Here is a 24,506-nt window from a genome sequence, read left to right as displayed (position 1 = left end):
ATCAAGCGTTCAAAATGCCCGCAAAGGGATATTGTCGCGGCCTTGCGCTCGGGTTAGGCTTTGTTCGTCGCCTTATGCAAAAATGCGGGAGGCATCGTCATCAGCCGCGCCCTGTCAGGGGCGCAGGACAAGCGGGAGATAGTTTCATGGCCGGCATCAAGGTCAAAGACCTCAGCAGCGAGCACAATTTCGGCGCCCAGATCGAGGGCCTGAACTGGGACAACATCGACGACGCGGCCGTCCGCGACCAGATCAATGCGGTGTTCGAGGACCGCGGCATGATCGTGTTCAAGGACATGGAATCGAGCGCCAAGATGCAGGTCGCGGTCAGCAAGATCTTCGGCCCGCTCAAAGACCACCCGACCAAGTCGACCCCGCGCGACGGTGAAACCGGCGATGAAGCCGAGGGCGTGATCGACATGCATTACGACCCCAAGAAGGGCAACAGCGACGCCGGCAGCCTCGTCGAGATCGACGGCCAGGTGCTCGCGCGTTTCTCGCCCTGGCATTTCGACCACTGCTACAACAACGAGCTCAACCGCGCCGGCGTGCTGCGCTCGCCCATCATCGCACCCGAAGGCGGCCGCACCGGCTTCATGGACGGGATCGAGCTCTACAAGAACTTCCCGCAGGATCTGCGCGACCAGATCGAAGGCCTGAACATTATCTACACGCTCGACACGCGGCTGACCAAGCAGCGCTTCGGGGTGAACTTCAAGGCATTCGAGGACACCTCGCCGCCGGTCATGGCACTGCTCAAGGAAGTCGCGATCTTCCCGCGGGCGATGCATCCGGCGGTCTGGACGCGCCAGACAGGAGAAAAAGTACTGCACATCGGCCCCTGGATGTCGGTCGGCGTCGAGCACAACGAGACCCCGGAATTCGAAGCGGTCTATGATGAGATCTGCCACACGATCAATCGCCTAGGGACCGGCAACGCCGCCTACTGGCACGACTGGAGCCCGACCGACCTGGTGATCTGGGACAACTGGCGGATGGTCCACGCGGTCGAAGGCTGCGACGCCAAGCACGAGCGCCAGACGCTGCGCACGACGATCAAGGGCGACTACGGCCTCGGTTATTTCGAGGACGGCAAGAAGATCGGCGAGGTCTATCGCGAGGTTGCCTGAGCCCCGCGGTTACATCGACCTTCCCAGGCGCCCGGCTTTCTGCGAATAGCCCGGGCGCAATGGGCCGGGGTTTCATCGTCATCTGCATCGCAGCGGCGGCATTGCTGGCCATGCCCGCGCATGCCCGCGACAGTCTCGGCATGTTCGCGGCCTGGGGGGCGTTCCGCGACCCGGTCGTGCCGCGCTGCTATGCCATCGCCATGGCCGAGCCGAGTACCAAGCAGCGCGACTATCAACCTTACGCCGCGGTCGGCACCTGGCCGCGACGCGGGGTGCGCGGACAGGTCCATTTCCGCCTGTCGCGCAAACTCGCACCAAATTCCCGCATCACCCTCTCGATCGGCCGCGACCGCTTCCAGCTGACGGGCGGCGGCGGCGATGCCTGGGCGGTCGACCGCCGCATGGACGCCGCAATCGTCGCGGCCATGCGTTCGGCCCAGCGTATGACCGTTTCGGCGCGCGACGCGGCGGGGCGGAACTTCGCCAACAACTGGGCGCTGGAAGGCGCGGCGACCGCGATGGACGCCGCCTCGATCGGCTGTGTGCAGTCGCGGTAGAATTTTCGCGAAGATGCGCCTATATGCGCCGCTCCCATGGCAGACACCCAGCTGATGCAGATCCCCGGGCATATCGACCCGCTTCCCGTCGCGCGCGACATCACCCCGCGCGAGGATGGCCGCGTCGATGTCATGGGCCTGCCCAAGAAGGACATCGCCGCGCTGTTCGAGGCGGCCGGGCTCGACGCCAAGGCGGCCAAGCTGCGCGCCAAGCAGGTCTACCACTGGCTCTACCACCGCGGCGTCACCGATTTCGAGGCGATGACCGACATCGCCAAAACCATGCGCCCCTGGCTGGCCGAACACTTCGTCATCGGCCGCCCCGAAGTGGTCGAGGCGCAGCTTTCGACCGACGGCACGCGCAAGTGGCTGCTGCGCACCGACGACGGCCACGACTTCGAGATGGTCTTCATCCCCGACGCTGACCGTGGCACGCTCTGCGTCTCGAGCCAGGTCGGCTGCACGCTCAACTGCCGCTTCTGCCACACCGGCACGATGAGGCTGGTGCGCAACCTGACGCCCGGCGAGATCGTCGGTCAGGTCATGCTGGCGCGCGATGCGCTGGGTGAATGGCCGAAGGGGCGGATGGATTTCGTCTTCGCGGACGAGGACGAGGAAGGCGGTGACTACCGCGCCGACGGGCGCCTGCTGACCAACATCGTCATGATGGGCATGGGCGAGCCGCTCTACAATTTCGACAATGTCCGCGACGCGCTCAAGCTCGTCATGGACGGCGAAGGCCTGGCGCTGTCGAAGCGGCGTATCACGCTGTCGACAAGCGGCGTCGTGCCGCTGATGGCACGCTGCGGCGAGGAGATCGGGGTCAATCTCGCGGTCTCGCTCCACGCGGTGACCAAGGAAGTGCGCGACGAGATCGTGCCGATCAACAAGAAGTTCGGCCTCGAGGACCTGCTCCAGGCCTGCGCCGATTATCCCGGCGCCTCGAACGCGCGGCGGATCACGTTCGAATACGTCATGCTCAAGGACAAGAACGACAGCGATGAGGACGCGCGCGAACTGATCCGGCTGATCAAGAAGTACAAGCTGCCCGCCAAAGTGAACCTGATCCCGTTCAACCCCTGGCCCGGCGCGCCCTACGAATGCTCGACGCCCGAGCGCATCCGGCAGTTCTCCGAGATCGTCTTCCAGGCCGGGATCAGCGCACCGGTGCGCACCCCGCGCGGGCGCGACATCGATGCCGCCTGCGGTCAGCTCAAGACCGCCGCCGAGAAAAAGAGCCGTGCCGAGCTTGACCGGCTCTACGCCGAAAAGCAGGCCGCGCTGGGCTGAGAAAATGGCGATTCGTCGCGCCAGCGGCCCGCCCCACCGTACATTTGTGAACACAACGGCCCGTTAATCTGGCGTTGTGGAGCCTTCGGCAATGCGCTGAGTTGCTTCGGCTACCAGAACGACAACACCAGGAGGACGCAATCATGCGCAAGCTACTCATCGCGGCGACGCTCGCCGCCGTCGCCATTCCCGCCCTGCCCGCCGCCGCCGATCCGCCGCCTTGGGCCCCTGCCCATGGCCGACGTGCGCACGAGCAGCAGTCGATGTATGACTCCAGCGGGCGCTACCGCGAACCGCACCGCCTGGGCCGCAACGACCAGGTCTGGCGTGGCAACGACGGCCGCTATTACTGCAAGCGTAACAACGGCACGACCGGCCTGATCGTTGGTGCCGCGGCCGGTGCCCTGCTGGGCCGCGCCATCGACACGCGCGGCGATCGTCTGCTTGGCACGCTGCTCGGCGGTACCGGCGGTGCCCTGCTGGGCCGCGAGATCGACCGCGGGGGCGTGAGCTGCCGCTAAGCCCCCACACGGCTCCGGTGCATCATGCGCCGGAGCCGTTTTCCGGTTTCCCGCCAGCACGTTCTATGCTTCGGTAAGCCGATGCTTCCATCCGTTCTAGTCACCGGCGGTGCCCGGCGCATCGGCGCCACGATCGCGCGAAGCTTCGGCCTCGCCGGCTGGCACGTGGTGATCCACCACAAGGATTCGCACGACGAGGCCGAAGCGCTCGCGGCCGAACTGCCCACGGCCGAAGTCGTGCAGTGCGATCTCGGCGATATCGAGGCTTCTGCCGCGATGATCGAGGTGCTGACCGCGCGGCTCGACGACTGGCGCGTGCTGGTCAACTGCGCCGCGGTGTTTCACGAGGACACGGTGCGCCGGCTCGATCCCGCGGTGTTCGAGGAAGCGGTCACAGTCAACGCCGCGACGCCGGCGCGCATGGCCCAGGTGTTCCTCGCCGGGGCCAAGGCCAAGGGCGGGCGCCGAGTGATCGATGTTACCGACATGAAGATCGCCAATCCCAACCCCGATTTCTTCTCCTACACGATGGCCAAGCATGCCTTCGACGCGACCGTGCGGATGATGGCGATGGCGCAGGAAAGCACCGCCGACCGCATCTACGGCCTCGCCCCCGGCGCCATGCTGCCGAGCTTCGACCAGCTTCCCGAAGAGCACCTGAAAAGCGGCCGGATGAACCTGCTCGAACGGCTGACCGATCCGCAGGAACTGGCCGACGCCGCGCTGTTCCTAGCCGAGGGCTGGCTGGCGAGCGGCGAGACGCTGTTCGTCGATTCGGGCCAGCACCTGCTCTCGCTGCCCCGCGACGTGCTGTTTCTGGCACGCGAATGACCTTGCTTTCTGGGCGCGCGTCACCTAACTGCCAGGCGTCATCTGGGGAGTAGCCAGCCGTCGCAAGACGGAACCCTGCGTCAACATACTTGGTCGAGAGGCCATGGCGCAGGGAGGACGGGACACCGTTCAGGCGAGACCAATGGCATTGCGGCTCCGCCTGGCTGGGCGGGATCCGCGATGTCGTTGTCTTGTCCATCGCCCGGCCCGGAGATCTAACTTGCTCGAAGCCCTGCTCACTTCCACCGCTGTGGTCGCTTTTGCCGAGATCGGCGACAAGACCATGCTGCTGGCGATCGTTCTGGCCGCCAAACTGCGCGCGCCCTGGCAGATCCTCGCCGGCATCTTCTGCGCGACGATCGTCAACCATGCCTTCGCCGCCTTCGTCGGCAGTGAAGTGGCAGGGCTGGTCAACGCCCCCTGGTTCCGCATCGCGGTTGCGCTGGGCTTCATCGCCATGGCCGCCTGGACGCTGATCCCCGACAAGCTCGACGACGACGAGGAAGGCTTCAAGCAGCGCGGCGGCGCCTTCCTGACGACGCTAGTCTCGTTCTTCCTCGTCGAGATGGGCGACAAGACCCAGGTCGCCACGATCGCGCTCGGCGCGCAGTACCACAACGTCCTGGCGGTCGCGACGGGCACGACGATCGGCATGATGCTCGCCAACGGCCCGGCGGTTTTCCTCGGCGAGGAACTGGTCAAGCGCATCTCGCTCAAGGCGACGCGCACCGCGGCGGCCCTGCTGTTCCTGGCGCTCGGCCTGTGGCAACTCGCCAGCGCGCTCGGTTGGATGGGCTGACTCGGGCCTCAGTATCATTACCGCTTGCGCACCGCCGAAGCGGCGGTAGTCTCTCGCCCTCATGTGGTTGCTTGACAAGATGCTGAGCCGCCTGGTCCGCAAGGGCCGGCTGATAGTCACCGACCATGATGGGCGCGAATACGCCTATGGTCCCGGCGGCGACGTGGGTTTCGGCGAGGCGATCCGTATTCGCTTCACCGACAAGGGCGCGGCGCTGCATGTCGGCCGCTATCCGCAGGTCGGCGCAGGCGAAGCCTATATGGACGGGCGCCTGGTGATCGAACCGCCCAACGATATCCGCGACCTCGTCCACTTCGTCGGGCTCAATGCCGAGGCCGATCCCGAGGCCCATCTCCGCCCGCGCGGACCGCTGCGCAAGCTGGGCTTCCACCTCGCCTCGAAGATCGACAGCTACAACAACCAGCGCGCCGCACGGCGCAATGCCGAGCATACCTACAACCTGACCCGCCGGCTCTACGAGCTGTTCCTCGACGAGGACCGGCAGTACACGATGGCCTATTACCGCGATCCGGACATCAGCCTGGAGCAGGCCCAGCTCGACAAGAAGGCGCATATCGCGGCCAAGCTCTACCTGCAGAAGGGCAAGAGCTCGGGCATGAAAGTGCTCGACATCGGCTGCGGCTGGGGCGGGCTCGCGCTCTACCTGCACAAGCATTACGACGTCGACGTGCTCGGCGTGGCGCTGGCGCCCGACCAGATCGAGTTCTGCCGCGAGCGCGCGGCGGAAGCGGGTGTCTCGGACCGCGTCAAGTTCGAGCTCATGGACTATCGCGACGTCGAGGGTCAGTTCGACCGGATCACCTCGGTCGGCCTGCTCGAGCACGTGGGCACGCCGCAGTATCCGGCCTTCTTCCAGCACACCCACCGGCTGCTCAAGGCCGACGGCGTGATGTTCTCGCACTGCTGCGGCCGTGCACGAGGGCCCGGCGTGACCGACGGCTGGACGCGCAAATACATCTTCCCCGGCGGCTATATCCCTGCCCTGTCCGAACTCGTCACCGAAAGCGAGAAGGCCGGCTGGCAGGTGATGGACGTCGAGGCGATGCGCTTCCACTACTCGCACACCCTCGAGGAATGGTACCGCCGCACGCAGCTGCATCGCGAGGAGATCACCGCGCTCTACGACGAGCGGTTCTACCGCATGTGGGAGTTCTACCTCGCCGGCGCCGAACAGGCCTTCCGCCACGGCGGCATGGTCAACTGGCAGCTCCAATATGTGAAGCGGCGCGACGCGATCCCGATGACCGGCGACTACGTCTACGAGGAAAGCGCCCGACTGCGCGCCAGCGACGTGGCGCCCGAATGGCACCTCGCGCCGGAGGCACGCGCCGCAGCGGAGTAAGCCTGTTCACTTGCCAGCCACAAAACAGGAGCTAGGGTCAAGCACATGTGGTTGCTCGATAAAATGCTCAAGGCGCTGATCCGCGAGGGTCGGCTGGTCGTCACGGATCATGACGGCAAGGTTTACGAATACGGCCCCGGTGGCGGCGATATCCTGATGGTCCGCCTGACCGACAAGGGCGCCGCACTGCACATCGCCAAGGACCCGCGCATGGGCGCCGGCGAGGCCTATACCGACGGCCGGCTGGTGGTCGAGGCGCCGCACGACATCCGCGATTTCGTGCTCTACATCATGGGCCAGGCCAACCGCGGTGGCGGTATCGGCAAGCCAAAGGGCGCGCTGCGCAAGACCTTCGACACGCTGGCCTACAAGTGGGAGCAGAACAAGCGCGACCGCGCGAGCAAGAACGTGGTCCACCACTACGGCCTCACCCGCGAATTCTACGAGCTGTTCCTCGACGAGGATCGACAATATTCGATGGCCTATTACCGCGATCCGGCGAACAGCCTGGAGCGCGCGCAGATCGACAAGAAGGCGCTGATCGCGGCCAAGCTGCGGCTCGGCGCCACCAACCCCGACGGCAGCCCGATGCGGCTGCTCGACATCGGCTGCGGCTGGGGCGGGCTCGGGCTCTATTACAACCGCCATTTCGGCTGCGAAGTGCTCGGCGTCAGCCTTGCCCCCGACCAGGTCAAGTTCGCCAACGAGCGCGCCGAGGCCGCCGGCGTCGCCGACAAGGTGAAGTTCCAGCTGATCGACTATCGCGACGTCAAAGGCCCGTTCGACCGCATAAGCTCCGTCGGCATGTTCGAGCACGTCGGCGCGCGCCACTACGACGAGTACTTCGCCAAGACCAGCGAGCTGCTCGCCCCCGACGGGATCATGCTGACCCACACGATCGGCCGCAAGGGTGCGCCCGGCGGCGACGATCCCTGGTCGCGCAAGTACATCTTCCCCGGCCATCACCTGCCCGCGATGAGCGAGATGGTCGCGGCGATGGAGCGTACGCGCTGGGAAGTCTCCGACGTCGAAGTGATGCGCTACCACTACGCGCACACGCTCGAGGAATGGTACCGCCGCGTGAAGCTGCACCGCGACGAGATCGTCGACCTCTATGACGAACGCTTCTACCGCATGTGGCAGTTCTACCTGGTCGGCGCCGAGCAGAGCTTCCGCGGCGCGGGAATGGTCAACTTCCAGATCCAGTCGGTGAAGCGTCGCGATGCCGTGCCGATAACGCGAGACTACATCATCCACGAGGCCGCGCGGCTCTCGGCGCTCGATGAGGCGCCGGAGTGGCATCTCGATCCGAAGTTTCGGCCGGAGAGCCGGGAAGCGGCCGAGTAACGGTTGCGGTGACAACCTGTAGTTGTTAGGCGCGCCCCGCAATCAAGCGGAGCCTGCATCATGTCGGACATCAAGAAGGTCGTACTCGCCTATTCGGGCGGCCTCGACACCTCGGTCATCCTGAAGTGGCTGCAGGTCACCTACGGCTGCGAGGTCGTGACCTTCACCGCCGACCTCGGCCAGGGCGAAGAGCTCGAACCCGCGCGCGCCAAGGCCAAGCTGATGGGCCTGCCCGACGAGAACATCTACATCGACGACCTGCGCGAGGAATTCGTCCGCGACTTCGTCTTCCCGATGATGCGCGCCAATGCCCGCTACGAGGGCGACTACCTGCTCGGCACCTCGATCGCGCGGCCGCTGATCTCGAAGCGGTTGATCGAGATCGCCCGCGAGACCGGCGCCGATGCCGTCGCCCACGGCGCTACCGGCAAAGGCAACGACCAGGTCCGCTTCGAGCTTTCGGCCTATGCGCTCGAACCCTCGATCAAGGTCATCGCCCCCTGGCGCGAGTGGGACCTGACCAGCCGCACCGCGCTGATCGCCTGGGCCGAGAAGCATCAGATCCCCGTCCCCAAGGACAAGCGCGGCGAGAGCCCGTTCTCGACCGACGCGAACCTGCTGCACACCTCGTCCGAGGGCAAGGTGCTCGAGGATCCGTGGGAGGAAGTGCCCGACTACGTCTACAGCCGCACGGTCAATCCCGAGGATGCGCCCGACCAGCCCGAGTACATCACGGTCGACTTCGAAAAGGGTGACGGCGTCGCGCTCAATGGCGAGGCGATGAGCCCCGCCACCCTGCTCACCGCGCTCAACGAACTTGGCCGCAAGCATGGCATCGGCCGGCTCGACCTCGTCGAGAACCGCTTCGTCGGCATGAAGAGCCGCGGCATGTACGAGACCCCGGGCGGCGAGATCTATGCGCGCGCCCACCGCGGCATCGAGCAGATCACGCTCGACCGCGGCGCCGCGCATCTCAAGGACGAACTGATGCCGCGCTATGCCGAGCTGATCTACAACGGCTTCTGGTTCGCCCCCGAGCGCGAGATGCTGCAGGCGGCGATCGACCACAGCCAGGAGAAGGTGGCGGGCACCGTCCGGCTCAAACTCTACAAGGGCATGGCTTCGGTGGTCGGCCGCAAGAGCCCGAACAGCCTCTATTCGGAACGCCACGTCACTTTCGAGGACGACGCCGGCGCCTACGATCAGAAGGACGCCGCGGGCTTCATCAAGCTAAACGCGCTTCGCCTGAGGCTGCTGGCCCAGCGCGATCGATAAAAATTTGGGGAGCGCGCCGATCCGTTCAGCGCAGAATCCAAGCACTTGACGGACTTATCCAGCGCTGTCCACAGGCATTACGGCGATCTGTGGATAAGTGTCATAAAAAATACTTGCACGACTCGGTTCGTGGGCGCAGCTTCTGTCCATCGGAAGGGAAGAACTTCCCCTCTCTGGAAGGAATAAACCCCTGAAAGAGTTGGAGAAATTCAACCCAAACGAAGCGACAGCGATGCCCGCAGCAGCGTCGGAAAACGCGCCTCGGGAGTTCTTCGGAACGAACCTGGCGAACCGCAGATGCAGTGAGTGGCGCGCAGCCGTTGGCCGAATCGCCGCGGCCCGGAAGGAGCGACGGAAGGCCTGCTTCGGCAGGACGGACGACAACTCCGGAAGGCACGGCAGCGAAGCTTTCCCGAGGGAGCAATCCCGAAGGAAATGCGGACCTGACGGAATGCAGCGATCGGTTGGAACCGCCAGGCGGACGGAACGGGTTCTCGGACCCCGACCACCCGCCTGACGGGACCCATCGCCGGCTCCCATTGTCGGGGTCGGAGCTTTGCCGGTCCGGATGGCCTTCGGGCACTGACAGACCGACCAGGGCGACAGGCGTAACGATCGCGAAGGTCTTCGCGCGGGGACTTGTCCCAGGCGGGTTGGAACCAAACGGTCGGGCTCGATGCGACGAGCATCACGATGCAGCAGTACCCGACGGTGCGGAACGCATTCGGGGTGCTCGGTGAAGCATCACAGCGGCCAGGCTCCTGTTCGAACTGGGATCGTCGGGCAACCGAGGAAGCGGAAGCTGCGTAGACAGCGGTAGGCGACGACAGCGGGGCCGGCAGCAATGCCGGCCCCATCCTGTTTTGGGGCCTGGAGCCCGCCCGACTTTGCCTGCCTCCAGTTCGTCACCCCGGACTTGATCCCGGATCCCGCTCATCGCCTGCGGACGTGAGATCGAAAAGGCAGCGGGATCCCGGATCAGGTCCGGGATGACGGTGCCAGTGTCGGGCGATCACGCTCTGGACTTCCCCTTTACGCGCCCCCTCCCCTACTTCTTCACCAGCTGCCCGCGGATCGCGCCGCCGGGGAACTCGGCGTTGTGGATGTTGACGTAGTAGTTCTCGGGATTGGCGACGATCGGCTTGAGCACGCCGGGCTCGACCGCCATGCATTCGTCGTTGCCCTTGGGGTCGATCGTCACGACCGGCGGCCCGTTCACCCCGGTCGCGCCGCTGTGGACGTGGGCCATGGTCGGCGCGGCGATCTTGGCCGAGGTGATCGTGTAGCAGAAGTCGCCGGCATCGGGATCGATCTCGACCACGAAAGTCCCCGTGCCGTCAGGATCGCCGCCCGCGGGCTCGTTCGGCCCGGTCATGGTCGCGCCGAGCTTTACGGTTGCGGCCTGGGCGCCCGAGGCCCCCAGCGAAACCGCGGCCAGCATCGCGATAGTCAGAACCTTGTACTTCATGGCTTTACCCTCCTGTATTATCGCCTTCGCCTGCCTCAACCCGCGGGCGGCGAATTTGCGACTGTATCGAAATAGTCGCGCCAGGCGGTTATCCGCCCGCCTTCCACTTCGAAAATCCCCATCACCGGCACGGTCATCACCGTCTCACCCCCGGCGCCGAGAATGTAGTCCACCCGCTCGGTCAGCACCTTCGCGCCGGTCTCGGCAATGGCGAGGACGTCGATCCGCATCCCCTTCATGCCCGTGGCCGCGCCGAACTGGTCGTAGAAGCCGATCGCCTCCTCGGGCCCGCGCGTGGTGATCAGGCCGTGGTTCTCCCAGACCGTGTCGGGGGTGAAATAGGTGTCGACCGCCTGGGGGAAGCCGTCGGGCTCCTCCCACAGCGCGATGAAGTCCGAGACGATCTGGGCCGGGCTTTGCATCACGCCTTCCCCTGCATCAGCGCGGCGGCGCCGGCGCTGTCGAAATAGTCGCGCCAGGCGGCGATCTTACCGTTTTCGATCTCGAAGATGCCCATGACCGGCGCCGAGTAGGTCGTTTCGCCCGCGGCATTGACCATATGGTCGATCCGCTCGGTCAGCACCTTGTTGCCGGTCACGGCGACCGCGAGGTTGTCGACGCGGATCGTCGCCATGCCGACCGCAGCGCAGAGCTGCGCGTTGAGCGCGATCGCCTCGTCCTGCCCGGTGGTCGTGGCGAGGCCGACGTTCTCCCAGACGGTCGTCGGCAGGAAATATTCGCGCACCGACTGGTCGAGCCCGCCGGGCTGCTCCCATAGCGCGAGGAAGGTCGTGACGACGTCTACCGGATCGGCGCTGGTACTCATGGCACGCTCTCCCCTCGTGCGGACGGCGCGAGAATGCGGCGGGGCGGCGGGCTTGTAAAGCGCCGGATGAAGCCCGCGAAGTTCAGGAAGGTCACCCATGTCGCGCAGGCAAAAATGTTTCGGTGAGTCGCGGTTTTGCGCGAGAAGGTCCGGTGAAATCAGGGGGTTGCGGGTGGATGACGTCATGACGGCGCTCGTGAAGATTGGACGCGCCAAGACTAGGCAGATTTGGCATGAGTAGGAAAATGCGAAACGAGAGGAAGCGTGCGATGCCGAATGACCAAAACCTGGCCGATTTGGCCGACCAGCTGGCCGTGCAGCGGGTGATCAGCGCCTATGCCACGCTGACCGGCCGCGGCGACTGGGCGCCGGTGCTGGCGCTGTTCACCGCCGACGCGGTCTGGGAGATCCCGCACCTGGGGCTGCGCTTCGCCGGGCTCGAGGCGATCCGCGGCGCGCTCGCGATGCTGTCGGAGCCGCTCGAATTCGTCCTCCAGCACAATGCCCCCGCGGTGATCGATGTGGCGGGCGACGAGGCCACGGCCCGCTCGGGCATCCGCGAGGGCGGCAAGTACAAGGGCAAGGCCGAGAGCGTCGAATACCTCGGCATCTACGCCGACACGCTGGTGCGGACGCCCGAGGGCTGGAAGTTCACGCGGCGGGTGTTCGAGGGGATTGGGACGTTGGAGTTTGGGTTGGTGAGTTCATAGTGTCCCGCTCCAAATCTTCCCATAAATCGATGTGGGTACGTCGGGGGTTCCAAATCGGCCAACTCCTTTTTCATGGTGGGCTGAGCGAGACCAATAAGAGCTTGCGACAGAATGCCCCCAAACGAAAAAGATCTGTTTCGGTCGCTTTGCAATTAACGATCTTGACGAACAGACCTGCCTCAATCCATCCTGAGCCAATGCCCGATTTTCATGCCGATGCACTTTCCGGTGAGCACTTTGAAGCTTCGGTACGGCAGGTCGCTCGCCACCTTTACCGAGGCGCAGCAGCCACCGGTTCGATCATTCTCGATGGCCGTGAACGTGACGAAATTATCGACACAGGCACCGAATTGATCGTTATCGAGGCAACTAAAGAGCGAAAAAAAGAATAAGACCGAATATGATTTAATAAAATGCAGAGATTTGGTAAGACAACTCAAATTATCTCCGCGATTTTCTGAATATAACTTTCGAATTATATTGATAACATTGGACGAACCAACAGCCGATCAAAACGACGTAGTTCGATCATATAAAGTAAATTGCCCAAAAGAGATTATTTCGTTTTCAACGCTGTTCTCCCGACTTTTTGACGGCAGGCATTATATCAGATTGCGGGGAGATCATTTTTTTGGAAGCATTAGAAATCCAGCCGATGACAATGACTATAATGTTCCACCTTCATCCTATATACAAACAGCCCTTAATAACGTCCTAACAGGCGAAAACAAAACAGCCCTTAAACTTTCCGAGCAGACGATCGGCGGTCAACGATTTATAATTTATGGTGATTATGGATCTGGAAAAAGCATGACCTTGAGAGATATTTACTCAAGGTGTCGCGATAGATTTTCGGAAAACAAAACAATACAATGTCCGATATATCTAAATCTTCGAAAACACATAGCTCAACTTAATCCTGATGAGGCGCTATTCCGTCACGCTCAACTAATTGGATTTGAAGATCCAAACCGACTGATTTCCGCATGGAGAGCGGGCTTTGTAACACTTTTTCTCGACGGATTCGATGAGCTAACCCCTCCGCAATTTGGCGTTTCCATTTCAAATCTCAAGCATGCCCGTCGATTAGCCGTCGAGTTAGTGAAAAAGTTTTTTGAGCAGACCCCAGGAAATGCATCCATATTTCTCGCAGGTCGCGAGAACTATTTTGACAGTAGAGATGAATCTAGACAGGCCATAGGCTACAGTACGAAAGACACTGTTCTAGAACTTGCCGGATTTAATGATGAGCAAATTGCAAAATACCTCAAACTCAAATCAAATATGCTGCCCAATTGGCTACCGACCCGCCCGCTCCTGCTTGGATACCTAGCTAATAGCGGCCTATTGAAAGATAGCGAAGAATTAGCTGCGCTCAATCCTACCTCTGGCTGGGACCACCTTTTAAATAGTATTTGCGAGCGCGAAGTTAAGCAAATTTGGGGCGCTGGCGCAGAGGCTTTGGAATTGCGCCTATTCATTGAAGGCCTATCTACAAAAGCAAGGCAAAGCGCAGAGGGTAGCAAAGGATTACAGGAGAGCGATATTAAAGCGGTATTTCGGGCCGTCTTTGGACGAGATGCTGACGAACCCGCCAACCTACTTGCTGGACGACTTCCGGGACTGGGGGCGGTACCAGGACGCGTCGGAGCACGCGAATTCATCGATATAGATTTTGCTGACGCAGCGGGAAGCGGTGACTTGAAGCGCTTTATCGAGTCACCATTCGTTGAGCACGCCGGCCTAGAAGATATAAAACGAAGCCTCCAGCCACTGGGTCTTTCTTTAACCTCAGAAAAAATCGCTGATGCGGAAAGCAAGTTATCTATCGCCCTTTCTCAGGCGAGCAAAAACCCCAAACTATCAATTACTGCATCGGACATTATCGCAATAATTACCGAAAAAGGAAGCGCCTATAAAGGTGATCCCATTATAATATCCGATGCAAATTTTGATTCTATAACCGTGGATGCAAATATAAACTTTTCATCTTTAACATTTAAATCATGTGTTTTTTCGCGAGTCGAAATGGGTCGAGACAGCTCCAAACTTGAAGAGGAGAACTACCCGACATTTCTGGATTGCGTAATCGATACGTTAGAGGGGGTTGTTTCCAGGCAAGATCTCCCAAGTGATGTGTTACGCGGAGACACAACGGTTGAAAGATACGCGGCATTTGCTGGAACTAACAACGCCATTCTAGAATCGACATTACCGCCCGCTGTCAAAGTACTCCTTACAGTACTTAGAAAACTGTTCCTACAAAGAGGATCCGGAAGACAGTACAGCGCGCTCAACCGGGGACTTCCAGCGTCAGCCTCTAAGTATGTCGAAGACATTGTTTCATTGATAAAATCTCATAATTTTGCTGAAGAAATTCATTTAGACAGACGCAAAATCATCATACCAAATCGAGGGCGGAGCAGCACGGCCTTGTCTATCATAAATGGTCCGAACACATCGACAGATGCTCTATTAATCGCAGCACGTAGTCTGTAGTACCCACGCCCGGTGCCTTAGAAAACCCTCACCGCACCCTAGTCTCATAGTCCGCCTTCCGCGCCGCCACCCGCGCGCGGCGCTCGGCCGGCGTTACCCGCGGCAGGCCCTTGATCGCCGCAAGCTCGCTCAGCTTCACCACCTTGAACTCGCGGATCAGGCCATCGCCCTTGAGCCCCGGCGGGATCGCCTGCCAGCGGAGGATGGCGAGGCCGTCGTGGTAGCCGGTGGTGTCGAGCCAGTTGGCCGCGCCCGGGTCGCTCGCGGCGATCACGTAGGTCACGGTGCCGTCGGCATTGGGCGTCACCTGGCTGCCGTTGAGGCAGACCTGCCGGGCGCGCGCGTCAGGCGCGATCATCCAGGGGTCGTTGATCTGGAAGCCCGTGTACCTCGAGCCGCCCGGATCGAGCGTGATCACCTGCGCCTCGTCCGCCGCGAGGTGGTAGTTGATCCCCGCGACGAAGCCCCAGCCGCCGGGGCGCTGCTGCGGCTTCGATATGGTGTTGGGCGCGAGGCCGCCGAACCAGATGTTCGGGAAGTTCGACCAGAAATCGATATAGCCGGGCAAGTCGCGGTGGACGAGCGCGCGCGCCTGTTCGAGGCCGAACGCGGGCGCGTCGACACGGTCGAGCCGGTTGATCGTCAGCCCGGCGGCGCGCTGCTTCCAGTCCGACAGCACGTCGCGCACGCCGACCGAGACGAAGCCCGCTGGCGGGATCGCCAGATGGTTCGGGCCGGAAGGCTCACCGCCGACGGTGATGCGGAACCGCCCCTGGGCATCGACGACGAGCGCGTCCTGGTTGATCTGCGACGAGGCCTGCGGATCGGGCGCCTTGCCGCCGCCCTTGGCGGTCGGCGTCATCATCGTGCTCGGCTGGGCGAGATCGACGCCGTGGATCTCGATCAGCAGCTGGGTCGGCCGGCTGTCGGGGTGGTACTGGCCGAGAATCTCGTAGCGGCCGCCGCCCTCGATCCCGGCGGTGCGGTAGATGTTGTCGGGGTTGTCGCCCGAGGTGCCGACGCCGCCGAGATGGTGGCCGAGCCAGTCGCGCGGGGTGTCGTCGGTCGCCCAGAGGAAGCCGGGGCGCGCGGTGTCCTTCATCAGCTCGGCGAAGATCAGCGAATTGGTCCACTGGGCGATGGCGCCGTCGAGCGTGGCCATGGCATCGGGGATGTTCTTCGCCCGCGGGCTGTCGGCCAGTTTGGCGCGGATTTCGCCCTGGATGCGCTTGAGCTCGGGATCTTTCAGCAGTTCGAGCAGCATGCGCTCGGCCGCGACCTGCGCGGGGGTGGCGAGCCAGGGTTGTGCGGTGGCGGCGGCGAGGCTTAGCGGCGGCAAGGCGGTGGCGGCTACGCCCGCGCCCATGAGTCCAAGCGCGGCGCGGCGGTTAAGGGTGTCGATGTTCATGGTGCTCTCCCGGGAAGCCATCCGCGCCTGCGGTTTTCCGCCCGGCGCTATCGCACGGGAAGATGGGTCATCCGGGGAGCCGGAGCAAGAGGATAGTGAACGCTATCCTCTTGCCTGGGACGGTCAGGGCGCCTTGTGGAGCTGACCGCGGATCGCGCCGTTCGGGAAAGCGGCGTTGTGGACGTTGACGTAGTAGCCGGTTGGGTTGTCCATCAGCTTCATCGCGAGGTCCATCGTCACCGCGGCGCATTTGACCGCGACGCCGTTGATGGGCGGGTCGAGCATGACCACCGGCGGGCCGCTGACCCCGACCGCGCCCGAATGGACGTGCGCGGCGGTGGCGGTGTCGATCTTGTCGGCCTTGAGCTCGTAGCAGAGCTGGTTGTGCGCGGCATTGAGCTTGGCGGTGAAAGTGCCGGTGCCGTCGGCGTCGGCGGGCGGGACTTCGGAAGCGCCGGTAAGCGTGGCGTTGAACACCGCCGCGGGAATGTCGCTGGCGGGTGCGACCGGGCTTTGGGCCGCCGCGGGTGCGGTGGCCAGCGCGCCGGCAAGGGCGATCATCGCGATAGGCTGTCTCATGGACTCCCCTCCTCGGAAGTGGCCGGCGCCGCGCGGATATGGGGTCCTTGCGGAAGATCGATGCGGGGGATCGCGCCGGCCTGACGCGATAACGCGCGGGGGTAGGTTCGGTTCCTTTGATCCTCCCCTGCGAGGGGGAGGTGGCAGTCGCGTCGCGACTGACGGAGGGGTATCACCCTATCCTGAGAGCGGGACACCCCTCCACCACCCGCTTCGCGGGCGGTCCCCCTCCCCTTGCAGGGGAGGTTCTTACTCCGCGGCCACCCTGCCCCGTTCCAGCAGCGGCGCGAGGTAGTGGCCGGTGAAGCTGCGCGGGTTGGCGGCGACCTGCTCGGGCGTGCCCTCGGCGACGATCTCGCCGCCGCGCACGCCGCCTTCGGGGCCGAGGTCGATGATCCAGTCGGCGACCTTGATGACGTCGAGGTTGTGCTCGATCACCACGACCGAATTGCCCTGGTCGACCAGCCGCTGCAGCACTTCGAGCAGCTTGCGCACGTCCTCGAAGTGCAGGCCGGTAGTCGGCTCGTCGAGGATGTAGAGCGTCTGCCCGGTCGAGCGCCGGCTGAGCTCCTTGGCCAGCTTGACCCGCTGCGCCTCGCCCCCCGACAAGGTCGTCGCCTGCTGGCCGACCTTGACGTAGCCCAGGCCGACCTCGTTGAGCATGTGCATCTTCTCGCGGATCGGCGGGACGGCCTTGAAGAACTCCTCGGCATCCTCGACCGTCATGTCGAGCACGTCGGCGATCGAGTGGCCCTTGAACTTCACTTCCAGGGTCTCGCGGTTGTAGCGCTTGCCGCCGCATTCCTCGCAGGTGACGTAGACGTCGGGCAGGAAGTGCATCTCGATCTTGATCAGCCCATCGCCCTGGCACATCTCGCAGCGGCCACCCTTGACGTTGAAGCTGAACCGCCCCGGCTTGTAGCCGCGCGCCTGGCTTTCGGGCAGGCCGGCGAACCAGTCGCGGATCTGGGTGAAGGCGCCCGTGTAAGTCGCGGGGTTCGAGCGCGGGGTGCGGCCGATCGGCGACTGGTCGATCTCGATCACCTTGTCGCAGTTCTCGAGCCCGGTGATGCGGTCGTGCGGGCCCGCGATCACGCGCGCGCCGTTGAGCGTGCGCGCGGCGCCGGCATAGAGCGTGTCGATCGTGAAGCTCGACTTGCCCGAGCCCGAGACGCCGGTGATGCAGCAGAAGGTGCCGAGCGGGATGCTCGCAGTGACGTTGCGCAGGTTGTTCGCCCGCGCGCCCTCGACCGTGATCTTCTTCTTGTTGCCCTTGCGCCGCTTGGCCGGGATCTCGATCGCCCGCGCGCCGGTCAGGTACTGGCCGGTCAGGCTGTTCGGGTTCGACAGGATATCCTGCAGCGTGCCCTGGGCGACGATCTCGCCACCGTGGACGCCCGCACCGGGGCCAAGGTCGACCACGTGGTCGGCATGGCGGATCGCGTCCTCGTCATGCTCGACGACGATCACCGTGTTGCCGAGATCGCGCAGGCGCTTCAGGGTTTCGAGCAGCCGGTCGTTGTCGCGCTGGTGGAGGCCGATCGAGGGTTCGTCGAGCACGTAGAGCACGCCCGACAGGCCCGAACCGATCTGGCTGGCCAGCCGGATACGCTGGCTCTCGCCGCCCGAGAGCGTACCTGAAGTGCGGTCGAGGTTCAGGTAGTCGAGCCCGACATTGTTAAGAAAACCAAGGCGTTCGTTGATTTCCTTGAGAATGGCATGAGCGATCTGCTTCTGCGTCGGGTTCAGCTTTTCCGCGAGCGTCGAGAACCAGGCATAGGCATCGGCGACCGAGCGCCGCGTCGACATCGAGATGTCCTCGCCGGCGATCTTGACCGACAGCGCCTCGGGCTTGAGCCGCGCGCCGTGGCATGTCTCGCAGGGCTGCGCGGTCTGGTACTTCGACAGCTCCTCGCGCATCCAGGCGCTCTCGGTCTGGAGCAGGCGGCGGTTGAGATTGCCGATGACGCCTTCGAAGGCCTTGTCGACCGTGTAGCTCTTCTTGCCGTCGATGAAAGTCAGCGGGATCTTCTTGCCGCCGGTGCCGTGGAGGATGATCAGCTTCACCTCGCCCGGCAGGTCCTGCCAGGGCGTGGTCAGGTCGAAGCCATAGGCCTTGGCCAGGCTGGCGAGCACCTGCATGTAATAGGGGCTCGGCGGGTTCGACTTGGCCCAGGGCACGATCGCGCCCTGCTTGAGCGTCAGCGCCTCGTTCGGCACGACCATCTGCGGATCGAACAGCAGCTTCTCGCCGAGCCCGTCGCAGGCCGGGCAGGCGCCCATCGGCGCGTTGAACGAGAACAGCCGCGGCTCGATCGATTCCAGCGTGAAACCCGAGACCGGGCAGGCGAACTTTTCGCTGAAGACGATGCGGTTGGGCGGTAGGCCGGTGCCTTTCATCGCCCCGCCCGTGACGTTGGCACCGCCGGCCTGCTCTTCCTCGCGCCCCGGCACGACGCCCTCGGCGAGATCGACATAGGCCAGCCCCTCGGCCAGCTTCAGCGCCTGCTCGAATGAGTCCGCCAGACGCGTCTCGATGCCCTCGCGCACGGCGAGGCGATCCACCACGACCTCGATGTCGTGTTTGTACTTCTTGTCGAGCGCCGGTGCGGCCTCGATCTCGTACATCTCGCCGTCGATGCGCACGCGCGTGTAGCCGGCCTTCTGCCACTCGGCCAATTCCTTGCGGTACTCGCCCTTGCGCTGGCGCACGACGGGCGCGAGCAGGTAGAGCCGCGTACCTTCGGGCAGCGCCATGACCCGATCGACCATCTGGCTCACGGTCTGCGCCTGGATCGGCAGGCCCGTGGCCGGCGAATAGGGAATGCCGACGCGCGCCCAGAGCAGGCGCATGTAGTCGTAGATCTCGGTCACCGTCGCCACGGTCGAGCGCGGGTTGCGGCTCGTGGTCTTCTGCTCGATCGAGATCGCGGGCGAGAGGCCGTCGATATGCTCGACATCGGGCTTCTGCATCATCTCGAGGAACTGGCGCGCATAGGCGCTCAGGCTCTCGACATAGCGCCGCTGCCCCTCGGCATAGATCGTGTCGAAAGCCAGGCTCGACTTCCCCGAGCCCGACAGCCCGGTGATGACGATCAGCTTCTCGCGCGGCAGCGCCACGTCGATGCCCTTGAGATTGTGCTCGCGCGCACCGCGCACGGTAATGTGAGTCAGCGACATAGCGTGGCGGTGTTCCAGATTTGTTCGATTCGGGCAAGGGGCGGCGGCGCGGCGGGCGAGGCGGCCGGAACCTATGTGGGAAGGCTCCGGAATGGATGCAACACGCATGTGACGGCGACTTTGGCATTGCGAATGACTGACCGCTTCGTTAGCCCCAAAAACGGGCCTAAAATCAGGGGGAGCGCTGCGGTGGTTCAGCCGAGCGGAGCAATTGTGAGTCTGGCAACAGGGGCGGAGAAAGACGTGGTCTTCTCCCCGGACGGCAGCAAGCTTTACGTATCCAGCGGTGGGACGGTCACTGCCTACAGCGTGGCCAGCGGTGCCGTGACGGCGACATGGGCCGTCGGCACACAACTCGGCGGCATGGACGTGTCGACCGACGGCCATTACCTCGTCGCGACCGAACTTACCTATGGCCCTACGGTTTCCAGCACCGACAATCCTTGGGGAACCGCGCGCGACGTTTCGGTCTATCGGCTGGACCTGACGACGGGCGTGACCACGACCTTCACTACCAAGGCCGAGGGCTACGACGCCAACTTCTTCGATGCTTCGTTCACTTCGACGGGCAAAGTCCTGCTGACCCAGAATTTCCTGGGCTCGGGCTGGATGCCCCTGACGACGCTGGATTTCACTACCGGCACCTTCACCCGCGACACGTCGAGCTTCGCCCAGGATGGGACGCTGACTGCAACGGCCAACAAGTCCGAGATACTCCACCTGCCCTCGAACATTTCCGATGCGCCACTGTTCATTCATGACGCATCAGGCGCCGTCATCGCCTCGCACCAGGGCTACGCCGACAATGTCTCCGGCTACAACGGCGGCGTTCAGGCGATTTCTTCGTCGGGCAACCTGATTGTCCAGGGCGTCGGGCTCAATGTCTACGACGGTAGCCTGCACTACATCCGTAGCCTCCAGAGGTTCTATCCCGAATTCACCAATGTCACCGGGCTTGCTTTCAGCCCGGACGACAGCAAGCTCTACCTGCTGGATGCCAACGCACGAGAGGTCTTCGTACTCAACACTGCCGATTGGTCGGTTGCGGGCGGCTATTCGGTGGGCAGCGAAGTCAATCAAGCCGGCCAGAGCTTCGGGGATAGTCTGCGCGTAAGCAGCAACGGCCGTTATCTGTCGGTCACCGGTCCGACAAACGTCCAGATCATCGATCTATCGCTCGCCGTTAGCGACGCTGGAACCAGCGCCAACGACACCCTCACCGGCGACAGCGCGAACAACAATATCTACGGGTTCGACGGCAACGACACGATCAATGGCGGAGCCGGTAACGACGTCATGACCGGCGGCCGAGGAAACGACAGCTATGTCGTCGACTCTCTGGGAGATCAGGTCGTCGAGCGTGCCGGCGAAGGCACCGATACCGTCACGACCAGCGTTGACTCCTACAGCCTGCCCTCGGAGGTCGAGAACCTGACGCTGACCGGAAGCGCCATAACTGGCTACGGCAATGCAGGTGACAATCTACTGACCGGCAATAGCACGGCGAACCAGTTGTTCGGTTACGGCGGCAACGACAAGATGATCGGCGGAAACGGCGACGATACCTACTATGTCGAAAGCAGCGGCGATGTCGTGGTCGAGCTCCCGGGCGAAGGTAACGATCTCGTCGTCACCACGGTCAGCTACACCCTGGCGGCGAATGTAGAGCGGCTGACCTTGGCGGCCGGATCGGCTTCCCTGGCCGGTACGGGCAATGTGCTGGCCAACGTCATCATCGGTAATGCGGGGGGATAATCGCCTCACCGGTGCCGGCGGCAACGACACGCTGACGGGCGGCGGCGGCAACGACGTCTTCACGGATACCGCAGCCGGGCTGAGCGGCGACACGATCACCGACTTCTCCTTCGGCGACCGGATTCGCGTCAGCAATGCCAACATCACCGGCTTCAACTTTTCGCTGACGGGTTCGACGCTTAACTATACGGGCGGTTCGCTCACCCTGCAGAATCTGCCGACCGGCTTTCATCTGACCGCCTTTGCGAGCGCGGCCGGCGGTGTCGAACTGACACTTGCCCAGGACGGATCGAATGCAACTGCCGGATGGGGTGTGGAGCAACCCGACGGTGCCATAAAGGGCTTGGCCACGGGAGCCGCGAACGACACGGTCTTCGCTCCGAACGGACATACGCTCTACGTGTCGCGTGGCGGAACGCTGACGGCCTACGACGCCGTCAGCGGGGCGACGACTGGCAGTTGGGTTCTTGGCACGAAGCTCGGCGGAATGGATATATCAGCGGACGGTCACTATCTGGTGGCCACCGAAATGGCGGTCGGGCCGGCGAACGGCTCGGTCGTGGAAACCTACGTCTATCGGCTCAATCTGACCACGGGAACGAGCACCACATACACCACTACTGGTGACAGCTATTTCTTCGACGCCTCGTTCCTGCCGAATGGAAAAGTTCTCCTCACACAGAACTACCCGGGCTCCGGTTGGGAACCGGTTACGACGCTCGATTTTGCGGCAGGCACCTTCACCCGCGGCGCACAAATCTTCGCCCAGAACGGAACGCTGACGGCGACGCCCAACAAGTCCGAAATCCTGCACCTGCCCTCGAACATCTCCGACGCACCGCTTTTCATCCATGACGCGTCAGGCGCCGTTATTGCCTCGCACCAGAACTACGCCGACAATGTCATGGGATACAACTTCGGCGTGCAGGCAATTTCGCCGTCGGGCAGTCTCGTGGTCCAGGGTGTAGGGCTCAACGTCTACGACGGCAGCCTTCACTACATCACCAGCCTTTACGATCGATATTTCCTCAACAGCGCCGTCACCGGCCTCGCCTTCAGCCCGGACGGCAGCAAGCTTTATGTTCTCGATTCCACCTCGCAGGAGGTCTTTGCGCTCAATACCTCGGACTGGTCGCCTGCGGGCGGCTATCCGGTAGGCGCCGCAGTCTCCAGCACTGGCCAGAGCTTCGGCGATGCGCTGGTCGTGAGCAGCGACGGTCGCTACCTGTCGGTCTCGGGTGCGGCGGGCGTCCAGATCATCGACCTGTCGCTCGCGGTCAGCAATGGCGGGACCAACGCCAACGATACGCTGGTGGGCGACAGCGCCAACAACACTATCTACGGCTTCGACGGCGATGATACGATCAACGGCAAGGCCGGCGACGACACAATGATCGGCGGCCGCGGAAACGATACTTACATCGTCGATTCCACCAGCGATGTGATCGTCGAGCGGCCGAACGAAGGCATCGACAATGTCCTGGTGACCGTCGATGGTTATTTCCTGCCTGCCGCGGTCGAGAACATGATCCTGGGCGGAAACGTCGTTTCGGGCTATGGTAACGAACTGGCCAACGTGCTGACGGGCAATGCACTGGCGAACCTGCTTTTCGGCAGCGACGGCAACGACGTACTGACCGGGAAAGACGGCAACGACGACCTCATCGGCGGCAATGGCAACGACGTGTTCGAGGATACCGCGGCGGGCCTAAACGGCGATACGATCGAGGATCTTCTGGTCGGCGACAAGATCCACATCACCGACGCCAGCCTTGCCGGCTTCGCTTTTGCGCTCTCCGGATCCACGCTGACATACACCGGCGGCTCGCTGACGCTGCAGGCGGCGCTTCCAGACCACTACCACCTGGTAGCCAGCGCCGCGGGCGGCGGCGGGGTGGACCTTACTCTCGCGGCCGATCTGCCGTCGTACACCAACAACGGCCTCTCGGGCGACTTCAACGGCGACGGCCGCGACGATCTGGTCTGGCGCCATGACAACGGTGCCTTTACCGACTGGCTCGGCCAGAAGAGCGGCGGCTTCGTCAGTAATGACGCCAATGCCTTCGCCAATCTGCCGACGAGTTGGCACGTCGCCGGGGCTGGCGACTTCAACGGCGACGGGCGCGACGATCTCGTCTGGCGCAACGACAACGGCAGCTTCACCAGCTGGCTCGGTCAACCGAACGGCGGCTTCGTAAGCAACGACGCCAACGCCTGGAACAACGTCCCGACAAGTTGGCATGTCGCCGGCACCGGCGATTTCAACGGCGACGGCCGCGACGATCTCGTCTGGCGCAACGACAACGGCAGCTTCACCAGCTGGCTCGGTCAACCGAACGGCGGTTTCGTCAGCAACGACGCCAACGCCTGGAACAATGTCCCGACAAGTTGGCATGTCGCCGGCACCGGCGATTTCAACGGCGACGGCCGCGACGATCTCATCTGGCGCAACGACAATGGTTCTTTCACCGAGTGGCTCGGCCAGAAAAGCGGCGGCTTCACCAGCAACGACGCCAACGCGTGGAATACCGTGCCAACGGCATGGCACGTCGTAGGGACCGGCGATTTCAACGGCGACGGCCGCGACGACATCGTCTGGCGCAACGACAACGGCGCTTTCACCGAATGGCTCGGGCAGTCCTCGGGTGGCTTCGCGAGCAACGATGCCAATGCCTGGGCCGTCCTTCCGGCGAGCTGGAAGGTGGCCGGGACCGGCGACTACAACGGCGACGGCCGCACCGACATCACCTGGCGCAACGACAACGGCGCCTCTACCGACTGGCTCGCCCTCCCCACCGGCGGCTTCGTCAGTAACGACGCCAATGCCTGGAATGTCCTGCCCAACGAATGGAAGGTCCAGATCGCGGATACCACTTTCGCCTGAGAGATCAGTCCGTCCCGGCCCATGCGGGTAGGGGCATTCGGCTTGCCGGGCCCGGCGCTTGTGATAGCCTGCCCCAAAGCCGCC

At 63.2% G+C, this 24,506-nt stretch carries 20 protein-coding genes and 1 riboswitch; of the genes, 14 read left to right on the top strand and 6 right to left on the bottom strand.

Translation table 11 applies throughout. The features are described from left to right. The first annotated feature begins 146 nt into the window (after positions 1–146). The 9 genes from KRR38_RS29830 (at position 147) to KRR38_RS29790 (ending at position 9,113) form a co-directional block, all read left to right on the top strand. Positions 147–1,130, top strand: a complete 984-nt coding sequence (locus KRR38_RS29830; protein ID WP_217407012.1) for a TauD/TfdA family dioxygenase — start codon at positions 147–149, stop codon at positions 1,128–1,130. 59 nt (positions 1,131–1,189) lie between these two features. Beyond that, positions 1,190–1,687, top strand: coding sequence for a hypothetical protein (locus tag KRR38_RS29825; protein ID WP_217407011.1), 498 nt, complete (start codon positions 1,190–1,192; stop codon positions 1,685–1,687). Positions 1,688–1,723: 36 nt separating this feature from the next. Further along, a complete protein-coding gene (gene rlmN, locus KRR38_RS29820) occupies positions 1,724–2,977 on the top strand; it encodes a 23S rRNA (adenine(2503)-C(2))-methyltransferase RlmN (RefSeq protein WP_217407010.1) in 1,254 nt (417 codons plus the stop codon). A 143-nt stretch (positions 2,978–3,120) separates the two neighbouring features. Beyond that, positions 3,121–3,498: a glycine zipper 2TM domain-containing protein gene (locus KRR38_RS29815; protein ID WP_217407009.1), complete on the top strand. Its 378-nt coding sequence runs from the start codon at positions 3,121–3,123 to the stop codon at positions 3,496–3,498. 81 nt (positions 3,499–3,579) lie between these two features. Next, positions 3,580–4,329, top strand: a complete 750-nt coding sequence (locus KRR38_RS29810; protein WP_217407008.1) for an SDR family oxidoreductase — start codon at positions 3,580–3,582, stop codon at positions 4,327–4,329. Positions 4,330–4,360: 31 nt separating this feature from the next. Continuing rightward, positions 4,361–4,538, top strand: a riboswitch (yybP-ykoY riboswitch). Between the two features lie 74 nt (positions 4,539–4,612). Continuing rightward, positions 4,613–5,128, top strand: coding sequence for a TMEM165/GDT1 family protein (locus KRR38_RS29805; protein ID WP_254515764.1), 516 nt, complete (start codon positions 4,613–4,615; stop codon positions 5,126–5,128). A gap of 61 nt (positions 5,129–5,189) precedes the next feature. Beyond that, positions 5,190–6,491 (top strand): cyclopropane-fatty-acyl-phospholipid synthase family protein, encoded by a 1,302-nt coding sequence (locus KRR38_RS29800; RefSeq protein WP_217407006.1) that lies wholly within the window; start codon positions 5,190–5,192, stop codon positions 6,489–6,491. Between the two features lie 45 nt (positions 6,492–6,536). Then, entirely contained in the window at positions 6,537–7,838 is a 1,302-nt protein-coding gene (locus tag KRR38_RS29795; RefSeq protein WP_217407005.1) for a cyclopropane-fatty-acyl-phospholipid synthase family protein, read from the top strand. Positions 7,839–7,898: 60 nt separating this feature from the next. Next, positions 7,899–9,113, top strand: a complete 1,215-nt coding sequence (locus KRR38_RS29790; RefSeq protein WP_217407004.1) for an argininosuccinate synthase — start codon at positions 7,899–7,901, stop codon at positions 9,111–9,113. Positions 9,114–10,161: 1,048 nt separating this feature from the next. Here the strand turns inward: KRR38_RS29790 and KRR38_RS29785 are convergent. The 3 genes from KRR38_RS29785 to KRR38_RS29775 are packed head-to-tail and all read right to left on the bottom strand — an operon-like array spanning position 10,162 to position 11,407. Beyond that, positions 10,162–10,581 carry a CHRD domain-containing protein gene (locus KRR38_RS29785; protein ID WP_217407003.1) on the bottom strand — a complete coding sequence of 140 codons (420 nt, stop codon included), beginning with the start codon at positions 10,579–10,581 and terminating at the stop codon, positions 10,162–10,164. A 35-nt stretch (positions 10,582–10,616) separates the two neighbouring features. Continuing rightward, positions 10,617–11,003, bottom strand: a complete 387-nt coding sequence (locus KRR38_RS29780) for a limonene-1,2-epoxide hydrolase family protein (RefSeq protein ID WP_217407002.1) — start codon at positions 11,001–11,003, stop codon at positions 10,617–10,619. Beyond that, a complete protein-coding gene (locus KRR38_RS29775; protein WP_217407001.1) occupies positions 11,003–11,407 on the bottom strand; it encodes a limonene-1,2-epoxide hydrolase family protein in 405 nt (134 codons plus the stop codon). Before KRR38_RS29775 ends, KRR38_RS29780 begins: the two co-directional genes overlap by 1 nt. 269 nt (positions 11,408–11,676) lie before the next feature. On the opposite strand from KRR38_RS29775, the gene KRR38_RS29770 reads away from it, so the two are divergent. The 3 genes from KRR38_RS29770 (at position 11,677) to KRR38_RS29760 (ending at position 14,616) form a co-directional block, all read left to right on the top strand. After that, positions 11,677–12,117: a nuclear transport factor 2 family protein gene (locus KRR38_RS29770; protein ID WP_217407000.1), complete on the top strand. Its 441-nt coding sequence runs from the start codon at positions 11,677–11,679 to the stop codon at positions 12,115–12,117. Continuing rightward, positions 12,117–12,509 carry a hypothetical protein gene (locus KRR38_RS29765; RefSeq protein WP_217406999.1) on the top strand — a complete coding sequence of 131 codons (393 nt, stop codon included), beginning with the start codon at positions 12,117–12,119 and terminating at the stop codon, positions 12,507–12,509. Before KRR38_RS29770 ends, KRR38_RS29765 begins: the two co-directional genes overlap by 1 nt. Before the next feature lie 97 nt (positions 12,510–12,606). Then, positions 12,607–14,616, top strand: coding sequence for an NACHT domain-containing NTPase (locus KRR38_RS29760; RefSeq protein ID WP_217406998.1), 2,010 nt, complete (start codon positions 12,607–12,609; stop codon positions 14,614–14,616). Between the two features lie 28 nt (positions 14,617–14,644). Here the strand turns inward: KRR38_RS29760 and KRR38_RS29755 are convergent, their stop codons facing one another. The 3 genes from KRR38_RS29755 to uvrA all read right to left on the bottom strand — a co-directional run bounded on the left by KRR38_RS29755 (position 14,645) and on the right by uvrA (position 19,783). After that, on the bottom strand, positions 14,645–16,024 hold the full coding sequence (locus KRR38_RS29755) for a hypothetical protein (protein WP_217406997.1): 1,380 nt from the start codon (positions 16,022–16,024) through the stop codon (positions 14,645–14,647). A gap of 123 nt (positions 16,025–16,147) precedes the next feature. Next, positions 16,148–16,603, bottom strand: coding sequence for a CHRD domain-containing protein (locus tag KRR38_RS29750; RefSeq protein ID WP_217406996.1), 456 nt, complete (start codon positions 16,601–16,603; stop codon positions 16,148–16,150). 249 nt (positions 16,604–16,852) lie between these two features. Further along, positions 16,853–19,783 (bottom strand): excinuclease ABC subunit UvrA, encoded by a 2,931-nt coding sequence (uvrA, locus tag KRR38_RS29745; RefSeq protein WP_217406995.1) that lies wholly within the window; start codon positions 19,781–19,783, stop codon positions 16,853–16,855. Positions 19,784–20,026: 243 nt separating this feature from the next. On the opposite strand from uvrA, the gene KRR38_RS29740 reads away from it, so the two are divergent. Then, the gene (locus KRR38_RS29740; RefSeq protein ID WP_217406994.1) at positions 20,027–21,538 is read left to right on the top strand and encodes a calcium-binding protein; all 1,512 of its coding nucleotides are present in this window, start codon (positions 20,027–20,029) and stop codon (positions 21,536–21,538) included. Further along, positions 21,525–24,422, top strand: a complete 2,898-nt coding sequence (locus KRR38_RS29735) for an FG-GAP-like repeat-containing protein (protein ID WP_217406993.1) — start codon at positions 21,525–21,527, stop codon at positions 24,420–24,422. The genes KRR38_RS29740 and KRR38_RS29735 overlap by 14 nt, the downstream gene beginning before the upstream one ends. The last annotated feature ends 84 nt before the right edge of the window (positions 24,423–24,506 follow it).

Source organism: Novosphingobium sp. G106 (assembly GCF_019075875.1).
GTDB lineage: Bacteria > Pseudomonadota > Alphaproteobacteria > Sphingomonadales > Sphingomonadaceae > Novosphingobium.
This window is presented reverse-complemented; position numbering and strand designations above follow the sequence as displayed.

Bases quoted from the DNA above. Each gene is read 5' to 3' on its own strand.
- KRR38_RS29830 (WP_217407012.1), top strand. From the start codon at position 147: ATGGCCGGCATCAAGGTCAAAGACCTCAGCAGCGAGCACAATTTCGGC.
- KRR38_RS29825 (WP_217407011.1), top strand. From the start codon at position 1,190: ATGGGCCGGGGTTTCATCGTCATCTGCATCGCAGCGGCGGCATTGCTG.
- rlmN (WP_217407010.1), top strand. From the start codon at position 1,724: ATGGCAGACACCCAGCTGATGCAGATCCCCGGGCATATCGACCCGCTT.
- KRR38_RS29815 (WP_217407009.1), top strand. From the start codon at position 3,121: ATGCGCAAGCTACTCATCGCGGCGACGCTCGCCGCCGTCGCCATTCCC.
- KRR38_RS29810 (WP_217407008.1), top strand. From the start codon at position 3,580: ATGCTTCCATCCGTTCTAGTCACCGGCGGTGCCCGGCGCATCGGCGCC.
- KRR38_RS29805 (WP_254515764.1), top strand. From the start codon at position 4,613: ATGCTGCTGGCGATCGTTCTGGCCGCCAAACTGCGCGCGCCCTGGCAG.
- KRR38_RS29800 (WP_217407006.1), top strand. From the start codon at position 5,190: ATGTGGTTGCTTGACAAGATGCTGAGCCGCCTGGTCCGCAAGGGCCGG.
- KRR38_RS29795 (WP_217407005.1), top strand. From the start codon at position 6,537: ATGTGGTTGCTCGATAAAATGCTCAAGGCGCTGATCCGCGAGGGTCGG.
- KRR38_RS29790 (WP_217407004.1), top strand. From the start codon at position 7,899: ATGTCGGACATCAAGAAGGTCGTACTCGCCTATTCGGGCGGCCTCGAC.
- KRR38_RS29785 (WP_217407003.1), bottom strand. From the start codon at position 10,581: ATGAAGTACAAGGTTCTGACTATCGCGATGCTGGCCGCGGTTTCGCTG.
- KRR38_RS29780 (WP_217407002.1), bottom strand. From the start codon at position 11,003: ATGCAAAGCCCGGCCCAGATCGTCTCGGACTTCATCGCGCTGTGGGAG.
- KRR38_RS29775 (WP_217407001.1), bottom strand. From the start codon at position 11,407: ATGAGTACCAGCGCCGATCCGGTAGACGTCGTCACGACCTTCCTCGCG.
- KRR38_RS29770 (WP_217407000.1), top strand. From the start codon at position 11,677: ATGCCGAATGACCAAAACCTGGCCGATTTGGCCGACCAGCTGGCCGTG.
- KRR38_RS29755 (WP_217406997.1), bottom strand. From the start codon at position 16,024: ATGAACATCGACACCCTTAACCGCCGCGCCGCGCTTGGACTCATGGGC.
- KRR38_RS29750 (WP_217406996.1), bottom strand. From the start codon at position 16,603: ATGAGACAGCCTATCGCGATGATCGCCCTTGCCGGCGCGCTGGCCACC.
- uvrA (WP_217406995.1), bottom strand. From the start codon at position 19,783: ATGTCGCTGACTCACATTACCGTGCGCGGTGCGCGCGAGCACAATCTC.
- KRR38_RS29735 (WP_217406993.1), top strand. From the start codon at position 21,525: ATGCGGGGGGATAATCGCCTCACCGGTGCCGGCGGCAACGACACGCTG.